Genomic DNA, 15,187 nt, shown 5'->3' on the forward strand with positions numbered 1-15,187 from the left:
GGCTCTAGAAAAGCTCAGGATCCGGCAAGCTTCCGCTCTGCGCCGATGGCCGCAACGCGGTGCGCCAGCCGCGGCTGGCGCGCAAGCCGCGAGCGGCAGGCCCGAACGCCGGTTCCGCGTCGTTTTGACGATCATTCGATTGGATTACAATCGGGCGCCCATCATGGAAGGTGAGCGTCCTGGACGGAAAACAGACCGGCAGGATGCCGGCACCGCGGGATGCGGAGAACAGCGCCGGCTCGATTCGCCCGTTGCGCGCTTTTCTGTCCGGTATAGACTTGAAGTAGGCGTGAGTTTTTTGCGCCGGCTGTTGCGCGGCTGAGGGTTGCGTCGTGGCGAAAGTCGTTTTCAACTTGACCATTGAAGATAGTGGCGAAAGTCATTGCCGCATCGTCGCGGACTACAATTCATCGAGCCGCGAGATTGAAGTCGAAAAGCTCAAGCCGAGCTTCCGCCAGAATCTGAGGCCGTTGCAGGAAGCAATTCTCCAGTGCGCTGCCGCGCGCAATGCGAACGCGTCCGCGACAGGTGGCGGTGATGAAGCGAGACCCGCTTTGCGTGACGCTGCCGGAGGTCTGACCAAGGGGTCGGACGAGCGGATCGTGCAGGAGATCGGATCGCAACTCTTCGAGTTCATCTTTCAGCGCAAGATCCTCGAGCTCTATCAGGAATGTTCCCAGGCGGCGCGAAAGGACGATCAGCCGTTCCTGATCCGTCTGCGGGTCACCGATCCCACGCTCGCCTACGTGCCGTGGGAGACGATGTACGACAAGAAGAACCGCTTCTATGTGACGACGTCGCAAAGCACGCCATTCATGCGGGCCGTTGACGACTATGGCGAAGAGCGCCGGGTGTCCGCGGCAAGGCCGATACGGATGTTGGGCATGGCGGCGCGGGTCAAGGTCCTGAACGGATTGCCGCTGGACGAGATCGAGGTCGATGCCGAGCAGGTCGCGATCAAGAACGCGTTGAGCGAGCTGAACGACGGCAAGAGGCTGAAACTGTCGTGGATCCCCTCGGCGAAGGCTCGGGATCTCAACCGCCGCTTCCTGAGGGGAGACGAAGGCAAGCGGTGGGACTTGTTTCACTTCATCGGGCACGGCGGCCATGATCCCGAGCGGCAGATGGGCTTTATCGTGGTCCAGGAGGAGGGCGGGCCGAAGGGGAGAAGGCTTTATGCCGACTCGCTGAAAGAATTCCTGACCCAGCCCGGTCAAACGCCGAGTCTCGTCGTCCTGAACTCCTGCAGCGGCGCGCAGGGCGAGCCGGGCTCTCTGTTCTCGAGCACCGCCGCCGAGCTCATTCAGGGCGGCGTGCCCGCCGTGATCGCCATGCAGTTCGAGATCAGCGACAATATGGGGCTCGCCTTCGCCGATACGTTCTACACCTATCTGGCGGAAAACGTTTCGATCCAGGCCGCGCTGGCGCATACCCGGGCCGAATTGAAGGCGCGGCAATTCGCCGAATGGATTTCGCCGGTCCTGTACATGCGCGGCCTCGACGGGGAAATTTTCGTGGACCGGGCCGGATCGGAGTGAGTTTTCATCCATGCATGGCCTTGACCCGTCGATCGTAGCTCTCGGCCTCGGTGCGATGGCGATCTGCGTCGTCAGCGCGATCGACTTCCACGCTCCTTTCGATACCGCGGACATCCGCTTTGCCGTGATGCGCGATCGTTATTATTTCGCGGTCTTCGCCTACGTCACGGTCGCGGTGGTGTTCTATTTCTTCGTCGCGATCCTGATGTCGCGCGGCGTCGGACTGCTCGTTGCGATACCTGCGACGTTCGCCTTCATGGTGCTGGCGCCCCATTTGCCGGTGCTCGGCTGGGTGATCGATTTCCTGCGGCGCATGATGCAGACATTGGCGCGCTACCCGCAGGCCGTGGAGACCGTCATCGTCGCCATCGCGCGGTCACCCATCAAGGTGACGGAGCGGGCAAGGCCGGAGTTGCAGCGCGAGCTCGAAGGGTACGGCGTTCCCGCCGGGCTGATCGAGAAAGCGCTCAATGACGACGACCAGGTGCTCGCACCCGGCGCTGCGACCATGATCAAGCAGGTCGCTTCCCTCCACACCAGTTTCGTCGAGCTGCGCAACAACAAGCGGTTCAAGAGATTCTTCCGCGCCCGGAAAGCCGCCTTCGACGAGATGGAAAGGCAGTATCGGCGCATGCTGCGACGGTCGGCCCGTGCCCTCCTGCTGACGGACGACATCACGGTATCGGCCCTGGACGCGGAGGAGCTGGTGTACGAGATTTCCGACTTCATCTCCGAGGAATGCGAGGATCTGCGCGTCGCGTACCAGCGCCGATTGGCCGAGGCGACGTTGTCGGTGGTCGACAGGCGCGATTCCCGGATGGAGCTGATCTCCAGCTTCGGGTACCAGACCATTCTTCCCCAGCCGTTGCCGTTTGCGCCCCTGGTGATCATCTTCGTGCTCGACTTCGTTGTCTCGGTCGCACCGCTGTTCACCATGAACCTGTCGAGGAATTACGAGGTCGACTCGCTGACCGGAGGCCTCTCCTCGGCCGCACATGCGGTGGCCCTCACGATCTCGATCTTCTTTGCGATCTATCCGAAGGCCTCGACGAATTTCGCGCGTCCCTCGCTATATGCCTTGCCCTGGCGCTCCTACATCGTCTTCGGCGCGCTATCCTATTTGCTCGGCAACGCCGTGCTCTGGATCACCTACAGCGCGATCCCGATCGCGCCCGGCTGGCTGGCGAGCGGTCATCCGCTTGCGGCGAGCTCGCTGCTGTCCCTGATCTTCCTGGTCAATACGGTGGTCCTGAGCATTCTTCTCGACGTGCGGCTGAGGGCCGACCGACTGGACTATCACGAGGCAAGACTGAGGGACGGCGCGACCCATGCGGTGGTCATGGCGTCTGCCATGCTCTGCCTTCTCATCGGCTTCACATCGGTGAGCAGATATTTCGGTCTGAGCATGCCGTATATCTCCTGGCTGCAATACGGGTTCATCGTCGCTCTTTTCGGTGTGCTCGGCTTCGTCATGGGTTATCTCGTGCCGTCGACCGCGGAAGCCTACATCGAGGCCAACAAGCTGATCCGGAAATCGTCGGCGCTTGATGGAAATCGGCTCGAATGGGCAGCGCCGGCGCCTCAGCCGAGCACGCAGCTCAGGTCTTGATTGCACGCCGGGCCCGCAAGGGCCGTGCGGCACATGAGGACGCGACGAAGCAAACCGTCTGGACAGGGGCGAAGTCATGGCTGAACTGGAAGTAGCGAACGGGATCGTGGTTCGTAGTCCCGACGACGTCGAAATCAGGATCGTTCAGGACGGTCCTGTCCGCCGCGGATTTCGCCGGGGCACTGCCAGCCAGATCAGTGGCGCCGATCAGCTTAAGGCGGCGTTGTCGGCCTCCGACTTCACCATCGCGGCCGAAGTCGAGATGGTACCGACGCGCCCGGGAACGCGCGCGCTGCGACGGGATGCATCGACGCCGACGCAGATCGAGGTCGAAGTCGGCCCGTCCGAAAGGGCGATGGTCCTGATCGAGGGCGCAGGTGGCGTCTATGCCTGGACCTATCCGCAAGCGGCGGGCCAGCCGTCAGGGCAGCGTCGAGGTGCACGGGTTCTGGTATTTCCGCTCACGGCCGGGACGAGGGGCTCGGCGCGCGGCGTCGCCCCCGCAAGCGGCAAGCGCGGTCCCGTTCTCGACTGGGTGTCCGACAAGCTGATCGATCCGGTCCGTGCCTACGTGCTGAAGTTTGCCGCCAGAACGGCGATCGACGTGGCGACCGACTATATCGAGGAAGACCGGGAAGAGGGCATCGTGGTGGTGGCCGGGCTCGATCCGGCGGCATGGACACCGGCGCGATCGGCGCGGTCTCGATTGCCGCAGGACCGTCCGCTGAAGATCCTGCTGATGGTGCATGGCACGTTCTCGTCGACGGCGAGCGGCTTCGCGCAGCTTGCCTCCTCCGACAGCGGAAAGACGTTCCTGTCGAAGGCCAGCGTGTATTACGACGCCGTGCTCGGCTTCGATCACAAGACGCTGACCGTAACACCTCGAGAGAATGCGGCCGCTCTTGTTGCCGGGCTGCAGGCGCTCGGCATCCCCGAGAATTCCTCGATCGACGCCGTCATCCACAGCCGCGGCGGGCTTGTCTATCGTGTGGTCGAAAATCTGCTTGCGGACAAGCGGCCGGACATCCGGCTCGGCAAGGCGATCTTCGTCGGCTGCACCAATGCCGGAACGCATCTGGCCGAGCCCGAGAACTGGGCGGCGATGATCGACCTCTACACCAACGGAATCATGGCCGGCGTCCGCGCGGTCTCGTTCCTCGCAGGAGGCGCTGCGCTGAGTCCCATCGTGTCGCAGGGGATCAAGACCGTCGGCCGTTTCGTCCAGGCGTTTTCCGAAGTCGCCATCGATGAGGGCCGGGTGCCCGGACTTGCCGCGATGCGGCCGACGAGCGATCTCGTCACGGAGTTGAACGGAGCGGCCGGTCCTCTCGACGGGCTCGCAGCCTATCATGCGATCACGTCGAATTTCGTCGCGCAGATCGCACCCGACAAGGGCGTGACGAAGGAGTTCGCCGAGTTCATTGCCGATCGCGTGACAAATCGCCTGTTCCAGCTCGACAATGATCTGGTGGTGGACACGGCGTCGATGACGTCGTTCGGGACCCGGGGCCCGCGCCTTGCGAAGGATGCGACGTTTGCTTTCGGCGATACGGACGACGTGTTTCACACCACGTATTTTGCGACGGATATCGTCCCTTCGAAATTGAGCGAGTGGCTGGGTCTTGGTGCATCTCGTCCCGAGAAAGTCCCGGTCCAAATCGACCTGCAGCAGCCGCCGCCGCGGCGATCAAGACGGGGCGTGGCGTCCATCGTCGAAAGTCCGCTTGAATCTAATCTGGCTGCGCGCGAACGGGAAAGCCCCGGATCCGGCTCCATGTCGGACACGCTCACAATGCGACGGACACGATCGCGCTCCGCTCCTTCGGCGAGGCCCCCCGCGCCACAGGAGGCGCCTGCCGCAGAGCGCGCGCCGCCCGCGGCATCGACGTCGCCCGGTTCACGGACCGCGGCCTGCTATTTTGCGGCGGAGATCGAGTCTCATCCGCCGCCGAAGAAGCCGGTCCCGCTGTTCGTCACGGTTTCCCGACAGAATATCCAGGCCGCGGAGAGCCCGGCCTCGGCCGCATCGGATGCGCCGGTCAACGTCGATACGGGACGCGCGATCGTCGTCGAGGTCATCGCGCGCAAGAATTGCCGGGTCGTCGGAGACACCAGCGCCGAGATCGACCTGCCGCGGGATCAGAGGGCGGAGTCGCTGCGCTTCGTCGTGGAGGGCGCCGCGGAAGGCGCGGCCGACATCCTTGTCGAAGCACGGCAGGGACCGCGCATCCTCGCGTCATTCGCTCTGGCCCCCGTGTTCGTCGACGCCGACAGCAAGACCTTGCGCCGGAGCCAGGCCGGAGTGGCCATGGCGGCACATCCGGACGAGCCGGCGGTGCTGCGGATCTACGAGATCGTGGAGAGCGGCAAGGTGACGCTGCGCTTCGATCTTGCCTGCGTCGACCCGAACATCGCGGTTTCGGAATCGCGCACGCTTCCGGGCGGCTTCTCGCGCGATGTCTATGTTGCGGAGATATTCAAGGGCATCGAGAGCTCGTGGCTCGCAACAAACCGCCTGTATGACCAGTTCCTGTCGCGCCTGCAGGCCAACGGAATCGTCATGGCAAACGAGCTGTTGCCGGACAGGGTCCGCGAGGCGTTGTGGACCCACCGCGACGCGATCCGCGCGATCCAGGTCATCTCGGAGGAGCCGTTCATTCCCTGGGAGCTGCTCTACATCAACGATCGGAAGTCCGGGCCGGACGGGAAGGGCTTCCTCGCGGAATGGGGGCTGGTGCGCTGGCTGCACAGCACGCCGTGGCCGGGTCCGCAACTCGCCATGCGCAATGATCGCGTCAACTACGTGATCCCGGCCTATGTCGATCCCGGCCTGCGGCTCGAAGGCGCCGATGCCGAACGTCAGATGCTGGCCAAGCTGTTCGGCAGCCCCCGCGAGGTGACGGCCGAGAGCATCGCGGTGACCAGCTTCCTGCAGAAGGATGCGAGGGACTGCGACGTCCTGCATTTTGCCTGCCATGGCGAGGCGGCACAGCGGGCGGTGATGACGGCAGACCTGTTGATGACGGGCACCAAGGTTGACGGGAATTTTGCGCAGGATTCGCTCTCGGCGGATCAGGTCAAGGCGTATGCCCGCTTCGCCGAGAGCGGACCGAATCCGATGGTGTTCATCAACGCCTGCCAGACCGGGCGCGCCGGGCGCGGCATCGGCGGAGGTGTCGCCGGTTTCGTCGACGCGTTCCTGCGGCCGTACTCAGAGCGCGGCGTGGGCGCGTTGGTCGGCGCGCTCTGGTCGGTCGACGACAAGCTGGCCTACAGCTTTGCCGAGGCGTTCTATCGTTCGCTCAAGCAGGGGGAGACGCTGGTCGATGCCGTCCGCGCCGCGCGCGAGGTCGCCAAGAACCGGAAGGAGCTGACCTGGCTGGCCTATTCCGTGTATGGCAATCCGTTTGCGCGCGCCGCGGATGCTCCCTAGCCCGAACCGGGATATATCCGTCGCCCTCTGAGCGCGCCGGATCAGCTTACATGAACCTGACAGGACCTTCGGGGCCGGCCTGCCGGGTGCTTTTTCGCTGGCCGAAACCGGACGAATGGGGGAAGAGAGCCTAGATGCGGCGCGAGCCGTGCTGTGACACCGGAACATCCGGCGGGAAACGCGATGCGCCTTCTGATCGTCGAGGACAATGCCGAACTGTCGCGGCTCGTGGCCGCCGGGCTGTCGGCGGCCGGCTATGAGAGCGACATCGTGGGCAGCGCGGCCGAGGCGCGCGAGGCGGTCAGCAGCGTCAGCTATGCCGCGATGATCCTCGACCTCGGTCTTCCCGACGGCGACGGCCTGTCGGTGCTGCGCGAACTGCGCCGGCAGATGGAACCGCTGCCGGTGCTGGTGCTGACGGCGCGCGGCGGCCTGCAGGATCGCGTGAGCGGCCTGCGCAGCGGCGCCGACGACTATCTCGCAAAGCCGTTCGCGATGGAGGAGCTGGTGGCGCGGCTGGAGGCGATCCTGCGCCGTCCGGGCCAGCTGCTCGGCCGCTCGCTCAGTCTCGCCAACCTCGTCTACGACACCGAGAGCCGCCAGATCTTCGTCGACGACCAGCCCCGGATCATCTCCGCGCGGGAGACCTCGGTGCTCGAGATCCTGCTGCGCCGGCAGGGGCGGGTGGTGCCGAAGAAGAACGTCGAGGACCACATCTTCGGCCTCGAAGGCGAGGTCGCCTCCAATGCGGTCGAGGTCTACGTCTCGCGGCTGCGCAAGCAGCTCGCCGAGCACGGCGCCAAGGTCGTGATCCACACCATCCGCGGTGTCGGCTATCTGATGGCCGAGGAGAAATAGCGTGCCGGCCGCCCGGTTATCCGCCAGGCCGACGTTCAAATCGCTGATCTGGCGCATCGTGTTCCTGCACATCGTCGCGGTCGCGGTGGTCGCGATCTTCCTGCCGCTGGTGCTGTTCTGGCTGCTCAACTCGGAGGTCGACCAGCTGCATCGCGACGCCATGCGCGCGCAGGCCGAGGTGCTCGCCGAGCGCATCGTCCCGCAGCCGGACGGTACGCTGACGTTCATTCTGCCGGACAGCCTGCGAGGTCTCTATTCGGAAGCCTATGGCCGGTACCTGTACGACATCCGCGACGAGGACGGACGCGTGTTGTTCTCCTCGCGGCGAAAGTCAGGCGATGCCACGCCGCCGCGTCTGTCCGAGACGATTTCCGGCGCCGGCGTCAGCCGCGTGATCGAGGGCAGGACGGTGCGCATTCGCGTCGCCGAGGACCTTTCGCACCGCGACGTCATCATCGACGACATCATCTCGAACTTCTTCCGCCGGGTGGGATGGATCACCATCCCGAGCCTGCTGGTCCTGCTCGCCACCGACATCATCATCTTCCGCCGCGCGATCGCGCCGCTGTGGAAGGCTTCGGAGGAAGCCAGCAATATCGGCCCGGCGCGCACCGACATCCGCCTGCCGACGGAGCAGATCCCGCGCGAGATCATGCCGCTCGTTACCGCCGTGAACCAGGCGCTGGACCGCCTCGAGGATGGCTTTCGGGTGCAGCGCCAGTTCACCGCGGATGCCGCGCACCAATTGCGCACGCCGCTCACGATCCTGCGCACGCGGATCGAGACGCTGCATGACGGCGCGGCAAGAGAAGCGCTGCATGCCGACATCGAGAGCATCAGCCGCATCGTCGCGCAGCTCCTGGAGATCGCCGAGCTCGACACGCTGGTCCTCGACCCCGGCGAGACCGCCGATCTGCGCGCCGTCTGCACCGAGGTTGTCGGTTCGATCGCGCCGTTCGCGCTCGCCCAGCACAAGGACATCGCGCTGAAGGGCACCGATGCGCCGGTGCTCATCCACGGCAATGCCGAGATGCTCCAGCGCGCGATCTTCAACCTCGCCGAAAACGCCATCAAGTTCACCGCAACGGACACCGCGGTCGACGTCGAGGTCGGCGAGGACGGCTCCGTGCGCGTGCGCGATTGCGGCCCGGGCATTGCGGAAGCCGAGCGCGATTTGATCTTCCAGCGCTTCTGGCGCCGCGACCGCCAGCGCAGCGACGGCGCCGGCCTCGGACTCTCGATCGTGCGCGGCGTGGCCGACGATCACGCCGCGACGGTGGCGGTGGAGAACCTTCCCGGAGGCGGCGCGGAGTTCACGCTGCGGTTTCGGTTGGCGGATAAAACCGCCCCTTGAGCTTTCCCCCATTAGGAGAGGGGGCTCATCCGATTGGCAAAAAACTCTTGTATGACACTGTCATACCATGTGCTATAAGCAAGGGTGAAAGGACGTCGCATGCGCACCAGCAAGCCGATCACGATTACCCTTGGCCCGCAACTTGCGAGCCTTGAAGCCCGGTTGAAGTCGGGGGAGTACGCATCGGCAAGCGAAGTCTTGCGTTCGGCCCTTCGCGCCCTCGACCGGCAGGATGCCGCTCTCGACGACTATCTCGCCGCCAAGGTCCAGGCATCGATCAAGGATCCACGCGCCAGCGTTCCGGCGGCAGACGTTTTCAAGCGTTTGCGCGCTCGCCACGCGAGGAGCGCAAAGGCCGCCAAGCGTGGCGCTTAAGGTCGTATTCCGACCGGAGGCCGAGGCCGATCTGATTGGCCTCTACGAATACATCGCAGAACGTGCGGGCTATCGAGTCGCCGGCGGTTATATCGATCGCATCGAGGAAGCCTGCATGGCACTCGCCACCTTTCCCAAGCGTGGCACGAGCCGTAACGATCTCCTGCCTGGCTTGCGCACGATTGGGTTCGAGCGGCGCGTGACGATTGCGTTCCGGGTCCTAAAGACCCAGGTCGAGATCGTCACAATAGCGTATGCCGGTCGGAATTTCGAAGACGATTTATGAGCGGCGGCGAGAGGATTATTTCACCTTGCCGTTGGACAAGTCCATGATCATGCGCGTGGTCAGGTAAAGACGCGGCACGATGGTGTCGAGCTTCACATATTCGGCATCGTTGGAATGCGCGCCGAAGCCCGAGAGGCCCATGCCTTCGACCACCGCGCCCTTGGTCTTGAGCGCGGCAAAGGCGGCGTCGGTGCCGCCGCCGGTCGCCTTCTCGTCGACCTTGAGGGGCATTCCGAGTTCCTGATAGATCGTCTTGCCGTAGGCCGCCACGCGGCGCGAAGCGTCGTTGGCCTCGAGCGGCGGGCGACGCACCTCGAATTTCAGTTCGACCTTGGAGTCGGGCAGCAGGCGATTTTTGATCTTGTCCTGAAGTGCCTTCTCCAGCTCGTCGAAATCCGAGACCTTGAGCGCGCGCGCATCGGCCTGGGCCGTGGCTTCGGCCGGGATCACGTTGCGGTTGGTGCCGGACTTGGAGACGGTCCAGTTCAGCTTCAGGCCTTGCTCGGGCTTGGACAGGTCCTTCATCTGAAGCACCTGGTGCGAGAGCTCGTAGAGTGCGTTGATGCCGCCCTCGGGCCTTGCGCCGGCATGCGACGACTTGCCGATCACCGAAAGATAGGCCGAGCCGATCCCGCTGGTGGCGAGCCGCAGCGTGCCGTCGGTGCCGCCGCCTTCGAACGAGAACACCACGTCCTGATCCGAGGCGAATTTTGTGATGGTGCTGCGCCAGCCAGGCGAGGAGATCTCCTCGTCGCCATTGGTGAGCACCGTGAGCGTGCCGTATTCCCTGAAGTTCAGTTTCTGCAGCATCGCCACGGTGTGGAGAATGAGCGCGACGCCCTGCTTGTCGTCGGCAATGCCGAGGCCATAGGCCTTGTCACCGTCGATGCGGAACGGCTGGTCCTTCAGCATGCCCTTCAGGTACACCGTGTCCATATGGGCGATCAGCATGATCTTCCTGCTGCCGGTGCCCTTGAACACGGCGTGCACGGCCGGACCGATCTTCTCGGGCGTGTCGTCGAGGCGATAGATGTCGGTGGGCTGCAGGATCTCCACAGTGCCGCCGAGCTGTCTGAGCTGGTCGGCCACCCGTCCGGCGATCTGGTTCAGGCCGTCGATGTCCCTGCTGCCGGATTCGATGCTAACGAGATCGCGCAGCGTGTCGAGCAGCGGCTGCTGCTCCTTCTGTGCCAGCGCGTGGACGTCCGCCGCCGGCTCGGCGTGCGTGACAGTGGCGGCACATGCCAGCCACAGCGAGGCGATCAACGGAGCGACGAGCGAGGGAACAGGGTGCGATCGGGGCATGCGCGGCGGTCCATCGGTTGAAGGATGGGCCCGGTATGCCTGTGTTCGCGGCGCTTGTCACGCGTCGGGGTTCTTCCCTCTCCCTTGCGGGAGAAGAAAGAGCGCACTTACTTCTGCGGCGGGCCCAGATCCAGCGGCGGCAGCTCGATCTGCGGGACCTCGATCTTGACCTTGTCGAGATCGACGTTGAGCGGCTTGTCGAGCAGGCCCGTCACCACGGACGGGAAGATGATCACCAGCAGCACCATGATCATCTGCAGGCCGATCCAGGGCATCGCGCCCCAATAGATGTCGGAGCTCTTCACTTCCTTCGGCGCCACGCCGCGCAGGTAGAACAGCGCGAAGCCGAACGGCGGATGCAGGAACGAGGTCTGCATGTTCACGCACAGCATCACGCCGAACCAGATCAGCGCCGCGTCCGGTCCCACCACCGGGGCGAGGATCTTCTGCGCGATCGGCGCGATCATCGGCAGGATGATGAAGGCGATCTCGAAGAAGTCGAGGAAGAACGCCAGGAAGAAGATGAAGAGGTTGATGAAGATCAGGAAGCCCCAGACGCCGCCGGGCAGCGAGGTCAGGAGATGCTCGAGCCAGACGCCGCCGGAGACGCCGAGGAACACCACCGAGAAGCAGGTCGAGCCGATCAGGATGAAGGTAACCATGCAGGTGAGGCGCATGGTGGACTCGTAGCCCTGCTTGATGAGGTCGCGCAGGTCGGGAATGCGCGCGGCCTGGAAGCAGATCCATGCCACCGCGAGATAGGTCACCGCGAAGGCGAGCTTGAAGATCAAGTTCTCGCTGTACAGGATCGCGACAATGGTGCCGATGCCGGCGGCGATCAGGCCTGCGGCCAGCACCTTGCGATCGTTCGAGGTGAAGTCCTTGTGGTGGATCGCGGCGAGCACGATGGCGCCGACCGCGCCCATCGCGCCGGCTTCCGTCGGCGTCGCGAGGCCCATCATCATGGTGCCGAGCACGACGAAGATCAGCACGGCCGAGGGGATGATGCCCATCAGGCATTTCTTCCACAGCGCCCAGCCGGTCAGCGTGCGGGCCTCCTTCGGCACCGGGGGCACGTGGCCCGGCTTGATCAGACCGAGAATGAAGGTGTAGCCGGCGAACAGCATGATCTGGAACACCGAGGGGCCCCAGGCGCCGAGATACATGTCGCCGACGGACTTGCCGAGCTGGTCGGCGAGCACGATCAGCACCAGCGAGGGCGGCACCAGCTGCGTGATGGTGCCGGAGGCAGCCAGCACGCCGGTGATGTAGCGCATGTTGTAGCCGTAGCGGATCATCACCGGCATCGAGATCAGCGCCATGGCGATCACCTGCGCCGCCACCGTGCCGGTGATCGCGCCGAGGATGAAGCCGACGATGATCACGGAATAGCCGAGGCCGCCGCGAACCGGGCCGAACAGCTGGCCCATCGAATCCAGCATGTCTTCAGCGAGCCCGCATCGCTCCAATATCGCGCCCATGAAGGTGAAGAACGGGATCGCGAGCAGCAGCTCGTTGGAGAGCACGCTGCCGAACACGCGGCCGGGAATCGCCTGGAGGAAGTTGAGGTCGAAGAAGCCGAGATGGATGGCGAGGAAGCCGAAGGACAGGCCGACCGCGGCAAGCGTGAACGCAACCGGGAAGCCGATCAGCATCGCCAGAACCAGGCCGCCGAACATCAGCGGCGGCATCATTTCCAGCGTAATCATTGGGTCGGCCTCTCGTACTTGGCGTCGATCGTCACATAGCCCTGGAGAGCCGCGATGCGCTTGATGACTTCGGAAACACCTTGGAGCGCCAGCAGGACGAAGCCGGCGGGAATCACGAACTTGATCGGCCAGCGGATCAGGCCGCCGGCATTGCCGGACATCTCGCCGACGTCATAGGCCTGCATGAAGAACGGCCAGGACAGATAGGCGAGCAGGAGGCAGGCGGGGATGAGGAAGAACAGCGTGCCGATCAGGTCGAGCAGGAGCTGACCGCGCTCGGACAGCAGCAGATAGAAGATCTCGACCCGGACGTGCTCGTTGCGCTTGAAGGTGTAGGACGCGCCGAACATCACCAGGATCGCGAACATGTACCATTGCATCTCCAGCCAGCCGTTGGAGGAGTAGCTGAAGGCGTAGCGGATCATGGCGTTGGCCGCACTGACCAGGCAGGACAGAAGCACCAGGAGGTTACAGACGTAGCCGATCTTCTCATTGAGAAGGTCGATGGCGTTGCTCACCGCCAGCAATGGACGCATCTTATTTTTTCTCCGTCGCGGTCTAACTTCACGGGAGCAGCATCAGCACGCATCGCTCGGTCCGCATGCGAAAAGCACGCGACCGCAGGGCTCGTTTTCCGAAATGCGTTGCGGCGTCAGTCCTCCCCTCGTGCCTTGCCGTCTTGACCGCGACCGCCAACGGGCGGGCCGGCTTATTGCTGCCGGGCAAGCAAAGGCGGTCGCACCAAACCAGCGGCTTCACCTGCCGTCAATCGGAAAATGGACAAATTGACGCGTGGTCAAAAGCTTAGGTTAGCGGCGGCCGGCCTGGAAGGCCTTCATCCGGCCGATCAGGAATCTGAGCAACTGGCTGGCCGCGTTCGGCAGCTCGCGGCCCAACCGGGTGATGATGTGGGCTTCTGCCGAGGAGAGCAGCACATTGTCGACGGGGCGGGCGACCAGCGATCCGTCCTCGAGGTCCGCGGCCACTGAAAACGCCGGTAGCAGGGTCACGCCAAGGTCGGAGCGGACGAAATCTCTCAAGATGCTGATCGAGGTCGTGGTCAGCTTCGGCGAGAGACCGATCTTCTCGGACGTTTCGGCCATCGCGAGCAACTGACGCGTGCCGTAACCCGCATGCATGATCCCAAGCGTGTGCCTGGCAATCTCCCGTAGCTTGACCGGGTGGCGGAGCTTCGCAAGCGGATGGTCGGGGCGCGCGATCAGGCAGATCGGCTGCCGGATGGCGGCGCAGGAGCGGATTCGCGGATCCTGAGGCGGATGATAGACGAGCCCGATATGGCAGCGGTCGTCGGCAATGGCGCGAATGACCTCGCTGGTGCCGGCGAGTTCCAGCGAAATGGTCAACCGTGGATGCTTGCGCCAGAACTCGCCGAGCGCGCCGCCCATGAAATCAGCGACGAAGCCTTCGCCGAGCACGAGGTCGATGTGACCGCGGTGCAGCCCCTGGAGTTCCCGCAAGCGGGCGAGGGTGTCGTCGCGGTCCACGGTGTGGCGGCGATAATGCGCGATCAGGAGCTCGCCGGCCTCGGTCGGCCGCACGCCGCGGCTGTGGCGATCAAGCAGGGCGGCATCGAGCTCCCGTTCCAGGAGGGCGATCTGCCGGCTGACCACCGACGGGTTCACCCCGAGCGCGTCGGCCGCAGCGCGGACGGCACCGTAGCGCACGGCCTCGAACAGATAGCGAAGCCGGTTCTCGTCGAGTGCATTGCTCATGCCGAAGTGTTGCCTATGAGGCAACATTAAGCAACTGCGCCGCTGATGCCCAGTCCAGGCCCGGATCCCTATGGTTTTGCGGGCACTCGCAGGATGAGGGACAGGACATGGCGGTCGTCGGCGTCGTTGGGCTCGGGAATATGGGGCGCGGCATGGCGCTCTCGCTGATGCGGGCCGGGCATGAGGTGCTCGGGACCGACGCCTCGGAACAGGCGCGCGGCGCGCTCGCATCGGGAGGTGTTGCGGTGTTCGAGAGTGTCGGGCCGCTTTGCGCCCGCGCCGATCTGCTCATCCTCTCGCTGCCGACCGCCGAGATCGTCGATGCCGTCGTGGCCGGCAAGGGCGGAATCATCACCCATGCGCGACCCGGCCTGCGCGTGGTCGACACCTCGACATCCCATCCCGAGACGACCCGCCGGCTTGCCGCGGCGCTCGCCGCGCATGGCATGTCCATGGTCGACGCGCCGGTCAGCGGAGGCCCGAAGGGCGCCATCACCGCCACCATGACCATGGTGATCGGCGGTGCGGATGCCGATGTGGCCGCGGTCGAGCCGGTCCTTGCCGACATGAGTGCGAAGCGCGTCCATGTCGGATCGGTCGGAGCCGGGCATGTCTGCAAGATCATCAACAATCTGCTGTGTGCGGCCCATCTGCTGACCGCTGCCGAGGCGATGCGGATCGCGCGCGCGTCCGAGGTCGATCCGGCCCGACTGCTCGAAGGCCTCAATGCCGGCTCGGGCCGGTCCGGCGTCACGCAAGTCAATCTGCCGACCTGGGTGCTGAACGGCGCGTTCGATTCCGGTTTCACCATGAAGCTGATGCGCAAGGACGTGCGCCTGGCGAGCCAGCTCATCGGCGAGCTCGCGCTCGACTTGCCGATCGCGGGGGAGGCCGCGCGGATCTGGTCGGAAAGCGCCGCCTCAATCGGTGACGGCGAAGACTTCAACAGGATCGTCGAGACTCAGCTCGGCAGGATGTGAGTGACAC

13 protein-coding genes are annotated in these 15,187 nt (G+C 64.5%); 8 read left to right on the forward strand and 5 right to left on the reverse strand.

The window, feature by feature from the left end; translation table 11 throughout:
• Positions 1–4 precede the first annotated feature (4 nt).
• On the reverse strand, positions 5–352 hold the full coding sequence (locus ACVJ19_RS25475; protein WP_456739536.1) for a hypothetical protein: 348 nt from the start codon (positions 350–352) through the stop codon (positions 5–7).
• Positions 353–602: 250 nt separating this feature from the next.
• On the opposite strand from ACVJ19_RS25475, the gene ACVJ19_RS25480 reads away from it, so the two are divergent.
• The 7 genes from ACVJ19_RS25480 (at position 603) to ACVJ19_RS25510 (ending at position 9,453) form a co-directional block, all read left to right on the forward strand.
• Entirely contained in the window at positions 603–1,538 is a 936-nt protein-coding gene (locus ACVJ19_RS25480; protein WP_453955204.1) for a CHAT domain-containing protein, read from the forward strand.
• A 10-nt stretch (positions 1,539–1,548) separates the two neighbouring features.
• Positions 1,549–3,147, forward strand: coding sequence for a hypothetical protein (locus ACVJ19_RS25485; RefSeq protein ID WP_453951861.1), 1,599 nt, complete (start codon positions 1,549–1,551; stop codon positions 3,145–3,147).
• 76 nt (positions 3,148–3,223) lie between these two features.
• Positions 3,224–6,580 carry a DUF7379 domain-containing protein gene (locus ACVJ19_RS25490; protein ID WP_453951862.1) on the forward strand — a complete coding sequence of 1,119 codons (3,357 nt, stop codon included), beginning with the start codon at positions 3,224–3,226 and terminating at the stop codon, positions 6,578–6,580.
• Between the two features lie 183 nt (positions 6,581–6,763).
• Entirely contained in the window at positions 6,764–7,438 is a 675-nt protein-coding gene (locus ACVJ19_RS25495; protein WP_453951863.1) for a response regulator transcription factor, read from the forward strand.
• A 1-nt stretch (position 7,439) separates the two neighbouring features.
• Positions 7,440–8,792: an ATP-binding protein gene (locus ACVJ19_RS25500; protein ID WP_453951864.1), complete on the forward strand. Its 1,353-nt coding sequence runs from the start codon at positions 7,440–7,442 to the stop codon at positions 8,790–8,792.
• Positions 8,793–8,891: 99 nt separating this feature from the next.
• The gene (locus ACVJ19_RS25505) at positions 8,892–9,167 is read left to right on the forward strand and encodes a type II toxin-antitoxin system ParD family antitoxin (protein ID WP_453951865.1); all 276 of its coding nucleotides are present in this window, start codon (positions 8,892–8,894) and stop codon (positions 9,165–9,167) included.
• On the forward strand, positions 9,157–9,453 hold the full coding sequence (locus ACVJ19_RS25510; protein ID WP_453951866.1) for a type II toxin-antitoxin system RelE/ParE family toxin: 297 nt from the start codon (positions 9,157–9,159) through the stop codon (positions 9,451–9,453). The genes ACVJ19_RS25505 and ACVJ19_RS25510 overlap by 11 nt, the downstream gene beginning before the upstream one ends.
• Positions 9,454–9,468: 15 nt before the next feature.
• Here ACVJ19_RS25510 and ACVJ19_RS25515 read toward each other — a convergent pair whose 3' ends face one another.
• The 4 genes from ACVJ19_RS25515 to ACVJ19_RS25530 form a co-directional block, all read right to left on the reverse strand.
• On the reverse strand, positions 9,469–10,758 hold the full coding sequence (locus ACVJ19_RS25515; RefSeq protein WP_453951867.1) for a M20/M25/M40 family metallo-hydrolase: 1,290 nt from the start codon (positions 10,756–10,758) through the stop codon (positions 9,469–9,471).
• Positions 10,759–10,865: 107 nt separating this feature from the next.
• On the reverse strand, positions 10,866–12,467 hold the full coding sequence (locus ACVJ19_RS25520) for a TRAP transporter large permease (protein WP_453951868.1): 1,602 nt from the start codon (positions 12,465–12,467) through the stop codon (positions 10,866–10,868).
• Positions 12,464–13,003 (reverse strand): TRAP transporter small permease subunit, encoded by a 540-nt coding sequence (locus ACVJ19_RS25525; protein WP_145831530.1) that lies wholly within the window; start codon positions 13,001–13,003, stop codon positions 12,464–12,466. Before ACVJ19_RS25525 ends, ACVJ19_RS25520 begins: the two co-directional genes overlap by 4 nt.
• Positions 13,004–13,276: 273 nt before the next feature.
• Positions 13,277–14,200: a LysR family transcriptional regulator gene (locus ACVJ19_RS25530; RefSeq protein WP_453951869.1), complete on the reverse strand. Its 924-nt coding sequence runs from the start codon at positions 14,198–14,200 to the stop codon at positions 13,277–13,279.
• A gap of 107 nt (positions 14,201–14,307) precedes the next feature.
• Between ACVJ19_RS25530 and ACVJ19_RS25535 the strand changes: the two genes are divergently transcribed.
• Positions 14,308–15,180, forward strand: coding sequence for an NAD(P)-dependent oxidoreductase (locus ACVJ19_RS25535; RefSeq protein WP_453951870.1), 873 nt, complete (start codon positions 14,308–14,310; stop codon positions 15,178–15,180).
• Positions 15,181–15,187: the final 7 nt, after the last annotated feature.

Source organism: Bradyrhizobium sp. USDA 376 (genome assembly GCF_054063675.1).

Bases quoted from the DNA above. Each gene is read 5' to 3' on its own strand.
- ACVJ19_RS25515 (WP_453951867.1), bottom strand. From the start codon at position 10,758: ATGCCCCGATCGCACCCTGTTCCCTCGCTCGTCGCTCCGTTGATCGCC.
- ACVJ19_RS25485 (WP_453951861.1), top strand. From the start codon at position 1,549: ATGCATGGCCTTGACCCGTCGATCGTAGCTCTCGGCCTCGGTGCGATG.
- ACVJ19_RS25525 (WP_145831530.1), bottom strand. From the start codon at position 13,003: ATGCGTCCATTGCTGGCGGTGAGCAACGCCATCGACCTTCTCAATGAG.
- ACVJ19_RS25505 (WP_453951865.1), top strand. From the start codon at position 8,892: ATGCGCACCAGCAAGCCGATCACGATTACCCTTGGCCCGCAACTTGCG.
- ACVJ19_RS25530 (WP_453951869.1), bottom strand. From the start codon at position 14,200: ATGAGCAATGCACTCGACGAGAACCGGCTTCGCTATCTGTTCGAGGCC.
- ACVJ19_RS25520 (WP_453951868.1), bottom strand. From the start codon at position 12,467: ATGATTACGCTGGAAATGATGCCGCCGCTGATGTTCGGCGGCCTGGTT.
- ACVJ19_RS25495 (WP_453951863.1), top strand. From the start codon at position 6,764: ATGCGCCTTCTGATCGTCGAGGACAATGCCGAACTGTCGCGGCTCGTG.
- ACVJ19_RS25535 (WP_453951870.1), top strand. From the start codon at position 14,308: ATGGCGGTCGTCGGCGTCGTTGGGCTCGGGAATATGGGGCGCGGCATG.
- ACVJ19_RS25490 (WP_453951862.1), top strand. From the start codon at position 3,224: ATGGCTGAACTGGAAGTAGCGAACGGGATCGTGGTTCGTAGTCCCGAC.